Here is a 15,289-nt window from a genome sequence, read left to right as displayed (position 1 = left end):
CAAACAAATTAACGTATTTACAACATAAAGATTGATGAATGGACAACTAAAACTTCTAGAAAATCAAGAAGTCAATTGAGTTTCCATCTTGGAATTTAGGGTGTGACGAGACGATGAACAAAAATTTTACATTTACGATTAAAAGTAGTCTTTTTGACGAAAATTATAATCCTTCTGAAAATACACGTATTACAACTAACTTTGCTAATTTAGCCAGAGGGAAAAATCGCCAAGAAAATTTGCGTAACACGCTTGTCATGATGAACAACCGTTTCAATACATTAGCTTACTGGGATAACCCTAAAAGTGACCGTTACTCTATCGAACTTGAAATTATTTCTGTTGAGATGAGTGTTGAAGGGAATAGTAATACCTTTCCTGTGATTGAAATATTGAAAACCAATATTGTTGATCACAAAACAGGCAAACGTACTGAGGGCATAGTTGGAAATAACTTTTCATCTTATGTGCGTGATTATGATTTTAGTGTTTTATTGTTAGACCACAATAAAGACCAAGCAAACTTTAGTATTCCAGAAAATTTTGGTGACTTACATGGGAATATCTTTAAATATTTTGTTAATTCTAGCGAATACAAAACCCATTTTAGTAAGGCGCCAGTCATTTGTTTAAGTGTCTCAAATAAAGATATTTATCATCGTACGGGTAATCAACACCCTGTACTAGGTATTGAATATCAGCAAAATGGGGCTTCATTAACGGATCAATATTTTAAAAAGATGGGATTACAGGTTCGTTATTTTATGCCTCAAAACAGTGTTGCACCGCTGGCATTTTATTTTACGGGAGATTTGCTGAGCGATTACAGCAATATTGAATTAATTAGCACGATTAGCACGATGGAAACATTCCAGAAAATTTATCGCCCGGAGATTTACAATGCGAACTCCGTTGCGGGACCATGCTATCAACCGAGTTTGACGAACCAAGATTATTCATTAACAAAAATTGTTTATGACCGCGAAGAACGTAGCCGATTGGCTATTGAGCAAGGGAAATATACGGAAGAACACTTTATTGAACCCTATAGGCATATTCTAGAGCAATGGTCTGCTAACTACGCGCTTTGATTAATTATAAATATTTAAGGTCAATTATTATGAAAACATTATTACCAACTTCTACCGCGGGTAGCTTACCAAAACCTTCTTGGCTTGCTGAACCTGAGACGCTTTGGTCTCCTTGGAAGTTGCAAAATGAAGAGCTCATTGAGGGAAAACAAGACGCACTGCGCTTATCCCTTGAAGATCAACTGCGTGCTGGAATTGATATTGTTAGTGACGGTGAGCAAACACGTCAGCACTTTGTGACGACATTTATTGAGCATCTCAGCGGTGTTGATTTTGCAAAGCGTGAAGTGGTTAAAATTCGCGATCGTTATGATGCAAGTGTGCCAACGGTGGTTGGCGCGGTTGAACGTCAAAAGCCTGTTTTTGTCGAAGATGCTAAATTTTTACGTAAGCTAACGAACCAGCCGATAAAATGGGCGCTTCCTGGACCAATGACGATGATTGATACCCTGTATGATAATCATTACAAAAGTCGTGAAAAATTGGCGTGGGAATTTGCTAAGATTTTGAACCAAGAGGCAAAAGAGCTTGAAGCGGCGGGCGTTGATATCATTCAGTTTGACGAGCCAGCTTTTAATGTATTCTTTGATGAAGTGAATGATTGGGGCGTAGCCGCGTTAGAAAGAGCCATTGAAGGGCTGAAATGCGAAACTGCGGTTCATATCTGTTATGGATACGGCATCAAAGCTAATACTGATTGGAAGAAGACGTTGGGCTCCGAGTGGCGACAATATGAAGAGGCTTTCCCAAAACTACAAACCTCGAATATCGATATTATCTCTTTGGAATGCCATAACTCCCATGTTCCAATGGATTTGATTGAGCTTATTCGCGGTAAAAAAGTGATGGTGGGGGCGATTGATGTAGCCAGTAATATTATCGAAACACCAGAAGAAGTCGCCAATACGCTACGTAAAGCACTGCAATTTGTGGATGCAGATAAACTTTATCCATCAACAAACTGTGGGATGGCGCCGTTATCTCGTCGTGTCGCAACCGGTAAACTCAATGCATTAAGTGCGGGTGCTGAGATTATCCGCAGAGAATTGTTGAATAAGTAATCTAAGTATAAATTAACGGATAAAAGGACCCAGAATTGATGAGGTGCCCTATAAAATTGGGACTTCATGATATCTGGGTTTTTTGTTGCATTGAGTTTCTTTTTTTGTTCTGACTTGAGGTATATTAGGCGTATTATTTCAAAATTACGATCTTCAATAGGAATATTGGCAATGGCTTTGATCCCTAAAAACTATGCGCGATTGGAAAGTGGCTATCGTGAAAAAGCACTTAAGATTTATCCATGGGTTTGTGGGCGCTGTACCCGCGAGTTTGTGTATTCAAATTTGCGTGAATTAACCGTTCACCATATCGACCATGATCATACTAATAACCCCGAAGATGGCAGCAATTGGGAACTATTATGCCTATTTTGCCATGATCATGAGCATTCGAAGTACACAGAGGCTGAGATGTATGGCACTAATGTTGTTGCAGGGGAAGATGCGCAAAATGATGTTGAAGCAGCAACCTATAACCCATTTGCTGATTTAAAATCAATGATGAATAAGAAAAAATAAGTATCATTGCAGACTCAGGCTGTTGTATTTAAAGGCACTCTATCGAGTGCTTTTTACGTATTTAAATCCATATTGGTTATTAATGAATATCCTCATGACTACGATATACGAGTGATAGTTCAGGGTGATTCCATAGGCTTGCGGGCGTCACTGTAGTGCGTTTCCATGGGATATGACCAATAAACCAAAGTTTCCAGAAATTTAATTTTGCACTCGGATTTTTAGTTAATAATTCTTCAAAGGTTTCAATTTCGCCAATTTGGATTGATAACGCAGATTGGTAAATATCAAAAACAAACTTAGAGCAAAACTGCCTAGGTGAATTGTAATTAAACCCGGTGTGGTAAAATTTGTTTAAGCGAGCAGGAACTTCAGCGACTAATGCTGATTTTTGTTCATGGGTTAGTGTATGAGCAAATCGACGTACACTGTAACGATTACCAGATGAACGGGAAATAAAGCGAGATAAGGTTGTGGTTGTTGAAAGCGGAACACGACTTTCTGCAATCAAATAGTCTTCGCCATTATGGCCGACAATCATGCCAACATGGTTACTCCAACATAAAGATGCTGAGGCTATTTGGCGAAATAATTCGCTCCCAATACTGGTAAAGACAACATCGCCAACTTCGTACTCATGTGGATAATTTATTTTTGTCATAAAAGTACCTCAATATAAACAATGCTATTAAGGTACAGTTATAAAGATTAGAAAAATTTCTAGCTATCGGATAAAAGCTGAAAATCATTTTTGTTTAACTAGGGTATATTTTACTCAATTGTTCGCTAAGTAGTTTTACGTTGCTAATTATCTCGTTTTCACCATGAGCAGCGTAGCCAAATAGAATCGCATTTTGGTGAGCACTCTGAATGCAGTAACGCGATAGCGGTTGTGCACCAAAGCCTAACAGACGGCATTGGTTAAGGATCAGGTTAATATCATAACCATCTTTAACCCAACAAACGGTATGAATGCCTGAGTCTGTCATTTGTACATCAAATATATGCGGGAGATAATGGTTGATGGCATTGATAAACGTATTTTGTCGGTCGTAACATATCTTTCGTATTTTTCTGACGTGGCGTGCATAGTGGCCTTCTTGGATAAACTGCGCTAAAGCTGCCTGCTCTAAATAACTACAGTGGCTATCACTATAATATTTCATCATGGTGAATGCCTCACTCAGAATTTCTGGCACAATTAAAAAACCTAAACGAAAACCGGGATACATCATTTTAGAGAATGTCCCTGCATAAATAACACGTTGATGATTATCTAAGCCTTGTAAGGCTTGAATAGGTTTTGATAGAAAACGAAATTCACTGTTATAGTCATCTTCAAAAACCCATGCATTATTTTGTTGTGCCCAATCCAATAATGCTAAACGTCTCGGTAAGCTGAGAGTGGTGCCGAGAGGAAACTGGTGAGAAGGCGTGGTGTAAATTAATTTTGCTGTTTCATGATGTTTTGCACCGTATACAATATCCATTCCTTCTCTGTCAGATGGAATAGCGGCAATCTCAGCACCTGCTGCGGTTAAAATAGCTCTCGCACTATCATAGCCAGGGTCATCTAACCATACTTTATCCCCTTGTTGTAATAAGACTTTTGCGGCTAAGTTAATAGCTTGCTGTGTTCCATTGACAATAATAATTTGTTGCTGTTTACAATGAACTCCGCGAGTAGAACGAACGTAATCGACTAATAAATTTTTAAGCGGGGTATACCCATCAGGGTGATTAAAATGCGTAATTGTATGTTTAGATTTACGCCAAACTCGGCCTAATAATCTACCCCATAATTCATGTGGAAATTGGTCTACACAGCCAATACCAATATTAAACATTGAGTTCTTATCGGTATTCGGCCGTGAGTTTTTCCATAAATTTGTTAAAGTAGAAACTCTTGGGTTCAGATTTAATGCAGGGTATCCAGATTGGTCACGCTGTTTAGTACTACTTATAGTGCCAACTAATTCATCAGGAATATGGGGTGACACATAAGTTCCTGAGCCTTTTTTAGAGTAAAGATACCCTTCATCAATTAATCGTTCAAACCCAGCAATAACTGAATTTCGCGAGATTGACATCATTTCTGCTAATGCTCTCGATGAGGGTAGTTTAACACCGGCAGCAATACGTCCATCTAAGATAGCGTTACGTATTGTGTGATAAACATTTTCCTTAATGTGTCCATCTTCAAGTAAAAGTAATGGGAACTGCGCATGTTGTTGGCGTCGCATAAAATGGTTCCTAAATAAATAACAAAAGTGTCTCTTATACAGGGCCAGATTGCTATGTACTATAACTCCATTATGTAATATGTCTACAAATGGAAGGGTTATTATGAGTAAAACAACATTATCAGTTACCGTAGAATTTGTTGCTCCAGAACATTATCCTGCATGGTTAGTGTACTGGCTGGAATATCAAAAATTTTATCGAGTAGATTTAAGCGAAGAAATTACCCTAAAAGCATGGGAGCGCTTTTTTGATGAAAATGAACCGATGTATTGTGCGGTTGCGCTTGAAGGTGGAAAAGTTGTTGGTTTTGTGAATTATTTATTTCACCGTTCAACATGGGCAGAAAATGATTTTTGTTACCTAGAAGATTTATATGTGACACCAGAAATGCGCGGGCGGCATGTAGGAAAACAATTAATTGAATTTGTACATGCACAAGCACAAGAAAAACAATGTGGCCGCTTATATTGGCATACACAGGAAACCAATTTACGAGGTCAAAAATTGTATAATTGGGTAGCAGAAAAACCAGGAGTAATTGAATATAGAATGCCTTTGTAATAAAACGCAGTAGCATATCCTATATTCAGTAACCTATCGATAGGCCCGTTGTTTAGTCACAACGGGTTTTTTGTTTTTATCAGAAAATAAGCAAAAATTAGGCAGTTAGATTGGCTAACTGACTTCTAACCTCCATCAATGCAAAACCGAGCAGATTTAACCCTTTCCATGTTAATGGGTTTTCAATATTTTCAGCATCTTCGGCAAGGCCTATTCCCCAAATTTTATCAACGGGGCTAGCTTCAACCAGAACACGTTCGTTTGTGGCAAGTAAAAACTGCTTAATTTCTTTATTTTGAGAAAATTTGGCCATATTCGCCGCAACAACAATGGTAAAACGGTTTTCATCCCATATATCTTGTTTAAACCCACGAACCTCACGGCCAAATGCTTTAGCTGCACCAGGATTTGGTGCATGAATAATTTTATCCAATGTTTCTAAATCACCAAATAAGCGTGCTTTTTCTGCCATCATAAAATGCTCTGCGCTAGCAAAACGGTGATTATTGATAACAAATGGGGAAGGGTACCACTGGCTGAAACAGCTTTTTGTAATTTGGCTTTGCTTGGTTTGGTGGCCCCAGAAGAAAATATATTTAAATTTTTTCCCTGAGCGGTATTGTTTACAGAGGCTTTTGATATCCATAACTTAAGTTTTATTAAGGAATAATATTCTTAGCTTATCGATAATAAAAAGATTTGGATATCAGAAAAACCTGCTTAGCCTACTAAGCAGGTAATAAAATTAAAGTACTTTACTTAAAAACTCCGCAGTTCGTGGGTTTTTAGGTGCAGTAAAGAGTTGTTCTGGTGTGCCTTCTTCTTGAATTATGCCTTGGTCAATAAACATAACGCGGTCAGCAACTTCACGTGCAAATCCCATTTCATGGGTGACGATAACCATCGTCATACCTTCATTCGCTAGGGTTTTCATCACAGAAAGTACCTCCCCAACTAATTCAGGGTCAAGCGCAGACGTCGGTTCATCAAATAACAAAATGGACGGTTGCATTGCTAAGGCCCGGGCAATAGCAACACGTTGCTGCTGCCCACCGGATAAACTGGCAGACCATGCATCAATTTTATCTAACAGCCCTACTTTGGTTAGGAGCTGTTCAGCTTGTTTAAGTGCCAGTTCCTTTTTTATTCCTTTTACTAAGGTTGGTGCCATCATTAAATTTTCTAACACGGTCATATGGGGGAATAAGTTAAAACGCTGAAACACCATCCCCACATTTTCTCTCATTTTATTTAAATCGGTTTTAGGGTCATGAACGTTAAAACCGTTAACTTGTATTTCACCGCCATCTGGGCGTTCTAGTGCGTTTAAACACCGTAAGAAGGTACTTTTGCCTGAGCCAGAAGGGCCTATGACACAAATCACTTCTTGAGGTTTAACTTCACAAGAAATACCTCTAAGTACATGAGCATCGCCAAATTTCTTTTGTAAATTATTAACGTAAATCACTTCTGCCCAACCTTCTTTCCATATATTGCACCAGCTGAGCAAGTATAAATGTCAGCATCCAATAAATCACAGATATCGTTAAGTAGGGTTCCCAATAAGTTGCATAAGCACCGGATACCGTTCTCGCTGCATAGGCGAGATCAGCTAAGCCAATTGCGGAAGCAAGGGAGGAATCCTTAACAATCGCGATGGCATTATTTCCAAGCGGGGGAAGGATACGACGAAAAGCTTGTGGAAGGATCACTTTACGCATTGTTTTTGCCCAACTCATACCAAGCGCACGCGAGGCTTCCATCTGCCCTTTGTCAATAGATTGAATGCCCGCACGAAAAATTTCAGAAACATAAGCCCCTGAGTTTAAAGTGATTGCAATGACACAAGATAAAAATGCACCGTAATCGGACCGGAGCATTTTAGCCGTATCAACAGACATTATCCCTGAGGTAACAAATAAGCCATCACGCGGGTTAATAAATAGTGGAACTAAGGCAAAGTGAACAACCATTATTTGAACAAATAGCGGAGTACCACGAAAAGCACTGACATAGAAGCGAACAGGCCACTGCACAAAATAATGTAAAATCGGGTTCCAAATTCCTTGCTCAGCTTTGGCAGTTCTTCCTAAGCCGAGAGTTAACCCCCATAATGAGCCTAAAATAACGCAAATGATGGTTGCTTTTATCGTCATCATTGCGCCTTCAGCAAATAATGGAGCATATTCTTCAATTATTTCCCAACGAAACGCAGACATCTTAATTTTCACCCTGATTTAGAACGTGAAAAAGCCATCTAAGGATGGCCTTAAGTTAGATTTAATTATTGTTTTGGTAATTGAGGAACGTTTTCATCAAACCATTTTTGATAAATTTTATTGTAAGTACCGTCTGCAATAATTTTTTCTAAGCCATTATTTATTTTTTGCTGTAATTCGCTATTTCCTTTTGCGACAGCAATACCAAAATATTGTTTTTCGAAGTGGTTATCGTAGATCAGTTTAAATTTTTTCTCTGGGTGCGTTTTTATGTAATATTTAATCACACCAACATCACCAACAGCTGCATCAATACCATCTTCAAATAGCTCTTGTAATAAAAGCGGAGTATTGTCGAAACGTTTAATTGATGTACTGTTTTTTCCGATTACGTCAGAAACAACAATGTCACCTGTGCTGGAGTTGACGACACCCACATTCAGGTCTTTTAAGCTATTTAAATCTTTTACATCAGATGTTTCGCTGATAACGATCGCTTGCTCAGCAGGGAAATAGGGATTAGAAAAATCAACCATATTTTTGCGTTTATCGGTAATTGTAATCCCCGAAATTAAAATATCCCTATCACCTGACGATAAAGTCGCAAAAATCCCTTCCCAAGGAGTATTGACAAGTTTAACGTCAAAACCTTCTGCTTCCGCGATTGCTTTAATGATATCAATATCAAAGCCTTCGAGCTGTTTTTGGCTATTTTCATATTCGAATGGACGGTAAGTCCCACCAGCACCAACTGTATAGCTTTCTTTTGCGTAAACATTCCCGGCGAAGGCTGCCAATGACATACAGCCAGCAAAAACTAATTTTTTAAACATACCAACCTCTTTAATTATGCATTTATAGTGAATAAAAATACATAATATTGTTGTGGTAAGCAAATGATTTTTATATGCCTAAGTGAGATAATTTTAGGGTTCAGTTTTTGTGTGGAAAAATATTTATTTAAATATAAACGAGAAATAATCGATTAAATCTTGGTTGATGGAACAATAAATTAGAGAAAAGGCCAAATATTGAAATAGAGCTTTTTTTACCTATCCGTCACAAAAACTTAACGATAGACTGATTAATATACTTAATTAATACTTCGATAAAACAGATTACGTGCTCATGGATAAGATTTTATTAGTTTTATGGCCATTATTTGCTCTGATTGCAATGGGATTTGTATTACGCCGTTCGACAATAGTTGCCACTGATTTTTGGCCGAGTGCTGAAAAGTTAAACTATTACATTTTATTCCCTGCATTATTAATCAACAGTTTAGCAATAGCACCATTGGATAACCCTAAATTACCCTATTTAGCGAGCGCCATTCTATGTGTTTTAGCGATTAGTTCTGCGTTAGTTCTTGGTTGCAAATATTTATTCAAAATTCCTATCCCACGATTTGGGGCTCATATCCAAGGAATTACGCGTTTTAATACTTATTTAGGGCTGGCCATTGTTGCAGATTTATTTGGTAAAGAAGGCATTGCTATTGCTGCAGTCATTATGGCTGTTTTAGTGCCAAGCTGTAATGTCATAGCTGTACTTTCATTATCTTCTGGGCAAAAAGTCTCCGTTAAGCAAATTTTATTGCCGATCATAAAAAATCCATTAATTATTTCTTGTGTTGTGGGAGTGTTATTAAATATATCGCCTGTGGGGTTACCGTTTGGATCTGATCAATTTTTAAAATTACTCGCAGCCGCTAGTTTACCACTAGGCCTAATCTGTATTGGGGCCGCATTACAAACCTCAACGTTGAGAAGTGAATTTAAACCCATCATGACATCGACACTGTTACGCTTACTTCTTATGCCTATTTTAGCGGTAACAGTAGCGAGTTTATTTTCATTGCCAAATCTTGAAACAACCCTATTAGTGCTATTTTTTGCTATTCCCACTGCACCAACCGCTTATATTTTAACGCGCCAGTTAAATGGAGATAGTCAGTTAATGGCAGGTATAATAACCTTACAAACCGTGGTTGCTGTGTTCACATTACCCATTGTTTTATCCTTTGTAGTACATTAATTGTGAATATATTAATTGTGGGATAAGCACATTAGTCTCGATATATTTTGCAACTATCACACTGATACTCTATGTTATCGGAGATGATTTTATCTGATGATAAGGAGTTGTGTGTGTCTTTGGAAAAATGCCAGAAATATGAAAACTTATCTATTGAAGATGTTTTGGATAAACTTTCGTTGTTATATAGCAATGCGATAGACTCATTAAGGGACGCTATCGCTATTTATGTAAAAGAAGGCCGCATACCAGATATTACAGAAAGGGAAAATGGGTTATTCGCTTACCCCGAGCTATGTGTAACATGGGAAGGAAAAATCGATCATTGTGAAAAAACACGTGCTTATGCTCGCTTTGTTAAACGAGGCGATTACACCATTACGGTGACGCAGCCAGATTTATTCCGTGCCTATTTAGTTGAACAGCTGTCTATTTTGCAACAGGATTATGATGTTACTTTTGCTGTTCGCCCTTCAAAAATTGAAATTCCTTATCCTTTTGTCATTGATGGGTCAGACTTAGTGTTGGATAGGAGTATGAGCAGTAATTTAGCTGCATATTTTCCTATAACCGATTTATCTCACATTAGTGATGATATTACCGATGGTTTGTATTCTGCTACAGATGAAATGCCACTGTCCCATTTTGATGCATTACGTGTGGATTTTTCATTAGCACGTTTGAAACATTATACCGGAACCCCACCTGAGCATGTTCAACCGTATATTTTGTTCACCAATTATAACCGTTATGTTGATGAGTTCGTAAATTGGGCATGTGAACAGGTACGAGATCCTGAAAGTCGTTATATTGCATTATCTTGTGTAGGGCATAATTATTTAACCGCTGAAAATGCAGACCCGCAAATTGCCACTTCTGATTTAACATGGAAAAAATTTCAAATGCCTGCATATCATCTAATCGCTAGGGATGGTGCAGGGATTACTATAGTGAATATCGGTGTTGGGCCTTCAAATGCAAAGAATATTTGCGACCATTTAGCGGTTTTACGACCACATGCTTGGTTGATGATAGGCCATTGTGGTGGATTAAGAGAAAGCCAAAAAATTGGTGATTATGTTTTGGCACATGCTTATTTGCGTGATGACCATATTCTTGATGATGTATTACCGCCAGATATTCCTATTCCAAGTATTGCAGAAGTCCAACGCGCGCTGTATGACGCAACGAAACAAGTTAGTAATATGCCTGGGGAGTTGGTAAAGCAACGGCTACGAACAGGAACCGTTGTTACAACAGATGATAGAAACTGGGAATTACGCTTTTTTGCAACGGCTCGCCGCTTTAGTTTAAGTCGCGCTGTTGCAGTGGATATGGAAAGTGCCACAATCGCAGCACAAGGTTATCGTTTCAGGGTTCCCTACGGTACGCTTTTATGTGTTTCGGATAAACCTTTGCATGGTGAGATTAAATTACCGGGCCAAGCAAACAGTTTCTATGAAGGTGCAATTTCTGAACACTTACAAATAGGTATTCGTGCTATTGATTTATTGAGGCAAGAAGGGGATAAATTACATTCAAGGAAATTAAGAACGTTTGATGAACCCCCATTTAGATAGCAAGGAGATGCAATCAATGGCTGTAATACCTGAGCTTGAGACAGACAGATTAATATTAAATAAACACCAAGTGAGTGATTTTCCTGCACTTGCGAAGTTATGGGCGACCGAGTCGATGGTTCGCTACATTGGCGGTATGCCATCTAGCGAGCGCGAGTCATGGATGAGAATGTTAGCTTATGGTGGCTTATGGCCATTATTAGGTTTTGGTTATTGGGCTGTCCGCGAAAAGGTGAGTGGCCAATATATTGGTGATTTGGGGTTTGCAGATTTTCATCGTATGGTCGAGCCGCAAGTTAAAGGCATTCCGGAAGCGGGCTGGGTCATTGCACCTGAATATCAAGGAAAAGGTTATGCAACAGAAGCGATGCAGGCTGCATTGTCTTGGCTAATAAAAGAAAATAAGTTTCGGCAATCTATTTGTTTTATTGAGCCGAGGAATTTAGCATCTTTACGCGTGGCTGAAAAATTGGGTTACGTAGTTGACCGTGAGATATTTATGAATGGCACGATCACGGTACTATTACGGCAACAATTAGCTTGAGTTGTGAATGTTAGAGCGGGTTATTATCTCATGCATGATGAACTAGATATTTCTCAAGTTAGCCAATTATCAGGTTTAGCGGCATCAACCTTACGTTATTATGAAGAAAGAGGTTTGATTAAACCGATAGGCCGCAAGGGGTTAAAACGGGTTTATCATGGGAAAGATGTTATGACCCGCTTATCTTTAATTGCATTAGGGCAGGAAGCTAAATTTTCACTCGACGAAATTGCTACCATGCTCAATCATAAGGATGGCCCTAATATTGAACGTGCGAGCTTACTCGAAAAAGCCGAGGAGATTGAGCAAACCATACAGGGGTTATCTGCATTAAAAAAAGGTATTTTACACATTGCGAATTGCCCTGAAAAAAATCACTTTTTATGCCCTAATTTTCAAAAAATCATGGAAAATAGTTTAAAATTAAATCAATTGAAGAAAAATCAACGCTAAATAACTATCCCACTTTTGGTAATAATCAATTCTATTTTCAGGCATGGAATGGGATTGATTCTCTGGTTACACTCCTAAGATTGCAGTTACCATTTTAGGAACGATATGACTAACCATTTTCTTGCATTTGAGAAACCCATTGTTGAACTTAATGATAAAATTGAGGCGCTTATTGCCTTCAAACAGAAAGGGCACCCTTCAGAAATTAAATTAGATGAAGAAATCCAGCTCTTGAAAAAAAAGAGTCATTCGCTGACGAAAACGATATTTGCATCTCTTGGGGCATGGGAAATTGTTCAATTAGCTAGGCATCCATTAAGGCCTTATCCTCTTGATTATATTTCATTAATATTTACTGAATTTCAAGAATTAGCCGGTGACCGTGCTTTTGCTGATGATAAGGCGCTGGTGGGGGGGCTTGCTCGTTTGGATGGTAGGCCGGTTATGGTGCTGGGGCAACAAAAAGGGCGTACAACAAAAGAGAAAGTTATGCGTAATTTTGGTATGCCGTCGCCAGAAGGCTACCGCAAAGCACTCCGTTTGATGAAAATGGCGGAACGTTTCCACTTACCTGTATTGGTATTTATTGATTCTGCGGGAGCTTATCCTGGCGTTGGCGCTGAAGAGCGCGGACAAGCAGAAGCCATTGCTCGTAATATTATGGAAATGTCGCGCTTAAAAACGCCCATTATTTGTGTCATTACAGGTGAAGGTTGTTCTGGTGGTGCGTTAGGCATTGGTGTGGGGGATCGTATTAATATGTTGGAATACAGTACTTATGCAGCGATATCTCCGGAAGGTTGTGCTTCTATTTTATGGAAAGACTCTCAAAAGGCACAAATTGCAGCAGAAGTGATGGGAATGACTGCTCCACGGTTAAAAGAACTAGGCATTATCGATACCATTATTTCAGAGCCTTTGGGTGGAGCTCACCGTGACTATCAGTTAGCTGCAGAACAATTAAAACAACAATTACTCACTGATTTAAATGAGTTAATTCAATTAGACATGGAAGTATTGCTGGCAGAGCGGTATCAAAAAATAATGGATTTTGGATACTGCTAATGCTATTAGTTCAGATTAATAGAGAGTGAACTGTAGGGATTAGAAATGGCTGTTGACCTGAATTTATTGAAAGTATTTATTGCCGTTGCGACACAAGGAAATTTTGTCAATGCGGCAAAATTACTTTCAATGCCAACATCGAATGTGAGCCGTTATATTAAACAGTTGGAACAACAACTTAACAGCCAGTTAATTGAACGTACAACCCGGCAAATGCGGCTAACTGAAACAGGAAATATTTTATTTGAGCAAAGCCAAAGGTTAGTTAGTGAATTAGAGCAGGTTGTGGTGCAAATTTGTCATCCACAACAACTTACTGGAACGTTACGGCTAACTATCCCCAGTGAATTTGGTAGTCTATTATTCGCGGATTTATTAGCGAAGTTTGCATTATTACACCCACAATTAAATATTCACTGTGATACACAATTAATGCCTCAAGATGTTATTAGTGATGATATTGATTTATTACTCACATTTCATCGCGGTCACCTTGAGGACAGTAGCTATCACTCACGTTTAATCAAATCATGGCAAAGTGTTGTAGTTGCCGCTCCCCAATTAATTGAACAAGTAGGAAAACCATGTTTATTTAAGGACTTAGCTAATATGCCGTGTATTTCAAGCTTGAGTGCATTGCAGGGGCAACCATGGATATTTATTGATTCAGAGGGTTTACAGCAAAAAGTGATAATTAACAGTAATTATCGAGTAAATAGTGGCATTCTAGCTCACGCTGCCGCAATGAACGGCGTTGGTTATGCCATTCTGGCATTAGAAGCGTGTGCCGAACAGATTACACAGAATAAATTAGTGCAAATAGAATTCGATGGAGTATCACCAGCCCCAATAGAGCTGCGCGCGGTTTATGCGAGCCGTAGTGCATTATCACCGAAGATAGACACTTTTTTACAGTATTTGTTAGCAAATATTTAACTATGCTAAGCGTGGGTCAACACTAAAATCCAGCGGTTTAACAGTATGTATGGCTTTTTGAAATTGCGGGTGCAACGGGTTAATAATTGCATTGTATTCGTAGGGAATAATACAAGAGGGAATTAATAATACTAAGCTATCTTGGTTATTTAGCCATGTAGTACCAATATCCATGGTAGAAGTTGGCGCTGGGTCTTGCTGCCAATCTGTTGGAAGGTGGTCTAACGACAATTTCATCACGTACCTATCATTGATATCGATGGATAGCAAACTGAACTGGTTTAATAGTAAGTCTTGATTGATGTGAACGAGTATTTCAAGGGTGGCTAATGAAATACTGGTTGAAGTATAAACAGCGGGAGTTCCTTTATGATTCCAACGCCCACCGTAGAGCATGGCTCCTTGACCAGACCATGCATCGTGAATAAAACCGGATTTAACCAATCGATACAAAATCATGAAAACACACCATGCTCAATGCGGCCAATCAAATCAATCACCTCAATGGCTCCACTTTCTGTCGCAATAAGCTCAATAGGGCGTAAATGGCCTAACCCTTTAACGGGGTGATTAAGCCAATCACCTGCTGCATGTTTATCTCCATTAAATAAACGCACTGCCGCATCGAATACGCGTACTAGACGAGCAATTCGTTCGCTTTCATCAGCATTGAGGGGTTGGCCTGCATTTTTGCGACGAGCAATATTGCGTTCATTAATGCCGGATATCCGTAATAATTCAGTTTTACTCATCCCTGACCATTCTTGGATATTGTCTAAAACAGAGACAGACAGCCCTTGGCGTAAGAAGTGGGTCAATTCAATACCACGTTCGGCAGGTAACCCTACATGGCGCCATAGTGGTTTAAAAGATGAAGCAGTCGGTTGAAGTGGGGTTGTGGGGATATAGTTTCTCATTTGAACCTCCTGACATTTGTCATTTTCATTATAGACAAATGTCAGAAAAATGCAAAATTAAT

At 38.8% G+C, this 15,289-nt stretch carries 18 protein-coding genes; 10 read left to right on the top strand and 8 right to left on the bottom strand.

Annotation, left to right across the window (positions count from 1 at the left end):
• The first annotated feature begins 113 nt into the window (after positions 1–113).
• From PR767_RS00500 to yajD, 3 genes are all read left to right on the top strand, one after another.
• Positions 114–1,091, top strand: coding sequence for a DUF1852 domain-containing protein (locus PR767_RS00500; protein WP_004910801.1), 978 nt, complete (start codon positions 114–116; stop codon positions 1,089–1,091).
• Positions 1,092–1,120: 29 nt separating this feature from the next.
• On the top strand, positions 1,121–2,152 hold the full coding sequence (locus tag PR767_RS00495) for a methionine synthase (protein ID WP_109912189.1): 1,032 nt from the start codon (positions 1,121–1,123) through the stop codon (positions 2,150–2,152).
• Positions 2,153–2,323: 171 nt separating this feature from the next.
• Entirely contained in the window at positions 2,324–2,671 is a 348-nt protein-coding gene (gene yajD, locus PR767_RS00490; RefSeq protein ID WP_004910806.1) for an HNH nuclease YajD, read from the top strand.
• 79 nt (positions 2,672–2,750) lie between these two features.
• On the opposite strand, the gene PR767_RS00485 is transcribed toward yajD, so the two are convergent.
• The gene (locus PR767_RS00485; RefSeq protein ID WP_123381956.1) at positions 2,751–3,332 is read right to left on the bottom strand and encodes a YebB family permuted papain-like enzyme; all 582 of its coding nucleotides are present in this window, start codon (positions 3,330–3,332) and stop codon (positions 2,751–2,753) included.
• Positions 3,333–3,426: 94 nt separating this feature from the next.
• Positions 3,427–4,914, bottom strand: a complete 1,488-nt coding sequence (gene pdxR, locus PR767_RS00480; protein ID WP_110731923.1) for a MocR-like pyridoxine biosynthesis transcription factor PdxR — start codon at positions 4,912–4,914, stop codon at positions 3,427–3,429.
• Between the two features lie 103 nt (positions 4,915–5,017).
• On the opposite strand from pdxR, the gene PR767_RS00475 reads away from it, so the two are divergent.
• Positions 5,018–5,476 carry a GNAT family N-acetyltransferase gene (locus PR767_RS00475; RefSeq protein ID WP_184957443.1) on the top strand — a complete coding sequence of 153 codons (459 nt, stop codon included), beginning with the start codon at positions 5,018–5,020 and terminating at the stop codon, positions 5,474–5,476.
• 97 nt (positions 5,477–5,573) lie between these two features.
• Here the strand turns inward: PR767_RS00475 and PR767_RS00470 are convergent, their stop codons facing one another.
• The 4 genes from PR767_RS00470 to PR767_RS00455 form a co-directional block, all read right to left on the bottom strand.
• On the bottom strand, positions 5,574–6,122 hold the full coding sequence (locus PR767_RS00470) for an NADAR family protein (RefSeq protein ID WP_123381954.1): 549 nt from the start codon (positions 6,120–6,122) through the stop codon (positions 5,574–5,576).
• Between the two features lie 99 nt (positions 6,123–6,221).
• Positions 6,222–6,944 (bottom strand): amino acid ABC transporter ATP-binding protein, encoded by a 723-nt coding sequence (locus tag PR767_RS00465; protein WP_272519738.1) that lies wholly within the window; start codon positions 6,942–6,944, stop codon positions 6,222–6,224.
• A complete protein-coding gene (locus tag PR767_RS00460; RefSeq protein WP_272519737.1) occupies positions 6,931–7,695 on the bottom strand; it encodes an amino acid ABC transporter permease in 765 nt (254 codons plus the stop codon). The genes PR767_RS00465 and PR767_RS00460 overlap by 14 nt, the downstream gene beginning before the upstream one ends.
• A gap of 65 nt (positions 7,696–7,760) precedes the next feature.
• The gene (locus PR767_RS00455) at positions 7,761–8,528 is read right to left on the bottom strand and encodes a basic amino acid ABC transporter substrate-binding protein (RefSeq protein WP_442959800.1); all 768 of its coding nucleotides are present in this window, start codon (positions 8,526–8,528) and stop codon (positions 7,761–7,763) included.
• A 295-nt stretch (positions 8,529–8,823) separates the two neighbouring features.
• Here PR767_RS00455 and PR767_RS00450 point away from each other — a divergent pair, with 295 nt between their 5' ends.
• The 6 genes from PR767_RS00450 to PR767_RS00425 all read left to right on the top strand — a co-directional run bounded on the left by PR767_RS00450 (position 8,824) and on the right by PR767_RS00425 (position 14,310).
• On the top strand, positions 8,824–9,732 hold the full coding sequence (locus PR767_RS00450) for an AEC family transporter (protein ID WP_272519736.1): 909 nt from the start codon (positions 8,824–8,826) through the stop codon (positions 9,730–9,732).
• A 119-nt stretch (positions 9,733–9,851) separates the two neighbouring features.
• Complete coding sequence (locus PR767_RS00445; RefSeq protein ID WP_375372754.1) at positions 9,852–11,312, top strand: AMP nucleosidase; 1,461 nt, start codon at positions 9,852–9,854, stop codon at positions 11,310–11,312.
• Positions 11,293–11,856 (top strand): GNAT family N-acetyltransferase, encoded by a 564-nt coding sequence (locus PR767_RS00440; protein WP_080641505.1) that lies wholly within the window; start codon positions 11,293–11,295, stop codon positions 11,854–11,856. The genes PR767_RS00445 and PR767_RS00440 overlap by 20 nt, the downstream gene beginning before the upstream one ends.
• 30 nt (positions 11,857–11,886) lie before the next feature.
• Positions 11,887–12,309 (top strand): helix-turn-helix domain-containing protein, encoded by a 423-nt coding sequence (locus tag PR767_RS00435; RefSeq protein ID WP_004910820.1) that lies wholly within the window; start codon positions 11,887–11,889, stop codon positions 12,307–12,309.
• 105 nt (positions 12,310–12,414) lie between these two features.
• Positions 12,415–13,374, top strand: a complete 960-nt coding sequence (gene accA, locus PR767_RS00430) for an acetyl-CoA carboxylase carboxyl transferase subunit alpha (RefSeq protein ID WP_109912198.1) — start codon at positions 12,415–12,417, stop codon at positions 13,372–13,374.
• 45 nt (positions 13,375–13,419) lie between these two features.
• Entirely contained in the window at positions 13,420–14,310 is an 891-nt protein-coding gene (locus PR767_RS00425; protein ID WP_109912199.1) for a LysR family transcriptional regulator, read from the top strand.
• On the opposite strand, the gene PR767_RS00420 is transcribed toward PR767_RS00425, so the two are convergent.
• Both PR767_RS00420 and parS read right to left on the bottom strand, forming a co-directional pair.
• A complete protein-coding gene (locus PR767_RS00420) occupies positions 14,311–14,769 on the bottom strand; it encodes an RES family NAD+ phosphorylase (RefSeq protein WP_272519735.1) in 459 nt (152 codons plus the stop codon).
• Positions 14,766–15,227 carry a type II RES/Xre toxin-antitoxin system antitoxin gene (parS, locus tag PR767_RS00415; protein WP_004910826.1) on the bottom strand — a complete coding sequence of 154 codons (462 nt, stop codon included), beginning with the start codon at positions 15,225–15,227 and terminating at the stop codon, positions 14,766–14,768. The genes PR767_RS00420 and parS overlap by 4 nt, the downstream gene beginning before the upstream one ends.
• Positions 15,228–15,289 lie beyond the last annotated feature (62 nt).

Origin of the sequence: Providencia sp. PROV223 (assembly GCF_028479245.1) — a bacterium.
Taxonomy (GTDB): domain Bacteria; phylum Pseudomonadota; class Gammaproteobacteria; order Enterobacterales; family Enterobacteriaceae; genus Providencia; species Providencia rettgeri.
The sequence above is the reverse complement of the archived record's forward strand: the minus strand, read 5'-3'. Positions and strand labels throughout refer to the sequence as shown.

Coding starts and splice junctions, on each gene's coding strand:
- PR767_RS00500 (WP_004910801.1), top strand. CDS start 114: ATGAACAAAAATTTTACATTTACGATTAAAAGTAGTCTTTTTGACGAA.
- PR767_RS00495 (WP_109912189.1), top strand. CDS start 1,121: ATGAAAACATTATTACCAACTTCTACCGCGGGTAGCTTACCAAAACCT.
- yajD (WP_004910806.1), top strand. CDS start 2,324: ATGGCTTTGATCCCTAAAAACTATGCGCGATTGGAAAGTGGCTATCGT.
- PR767_RS00485 (WP_123381956.1), bottom strand. CDS start 3,332: ATGACAAAAATAAATTATCCACATGAGTACGAAGTTGGCGATGTTGTC.
- pdxR (WP_110731923.1), bottom strand. CDS start 4,914: ATGCGACGCCAACAACATGCGCAGTTCCCATTACTTTTACTTGAAGAT.
- PR767_RS00475 (WP_184957443.1), top strand. CDS start 5,018: ATGAGTAAAACAACATTATCAGTTACCGTAGAATTTGTTGCTCCAGAA.
- PR767_RS00470 (WP_123381954.1), bottom strand. CDS start 6,122: ATGGATATCAAAAGCCTCTGTAAACAATACCGCTCAGGGAAAAAATTT.
- PR767_RS00460 (WP_272519737.1), bottom strand. CDS start 7,695: ATGTCTGCGTTTCGTTGGGAAATAATTGAAGAATATGCTCCATTATTT.
- PR767_RS00455 (WP_442959800.1), bottom strand. CDS start 8,528: ATGTTTAAAAAATTAGTTTTTGCTGGCTGTATGTCATTGGCAGCCTTC.
- PR767_RS00450 (WP_272519736.1), top strand. CDS start 8,824: ATGGATAAGATTTTATTAGTTTTATGGCCATTATTTGCTCTGATTGCA.
- PR767_RS00440 (WP_080641505.1), top strand. CDS start 11,293: ATGAACCCCCATTTAGATAGCAAGGAGATGCAATCAATGGCTGTAATA.
- PR767_RS00435 (WP_004910820.1), top strand. CDS start 11,887: ATGCATGATGAACTAGATATTTCTCAAGTTAGCCAATTATCAGGTTTA.
- accA (WP_109912198.1), top strand. CDS start 12,415: ATGACTAACCATTTTCTTGCATTTGAGAAACCCATTGTTGAACTTAAT.
- PR767_RS00425 (WP_109912199.1), top strand. CDS start 13,420: ATGGCTGTTGACCTGAATTTATTGAAAGTATTTATTGCCGTTGCGACA.
- PR767_RS00420 (WP_272519735.1), bottom strand. CDS start 14,769: ATGATTTTGTATCGATTGGTTAAATCCGGTTTTATTCACGATGCATGG.
- parS (WP_004910826.1), bottom strand. CDS start 15,227: ATGAGAAACTATATCCCCACAACCCCACTTCAACCGACTGCTTCATCT.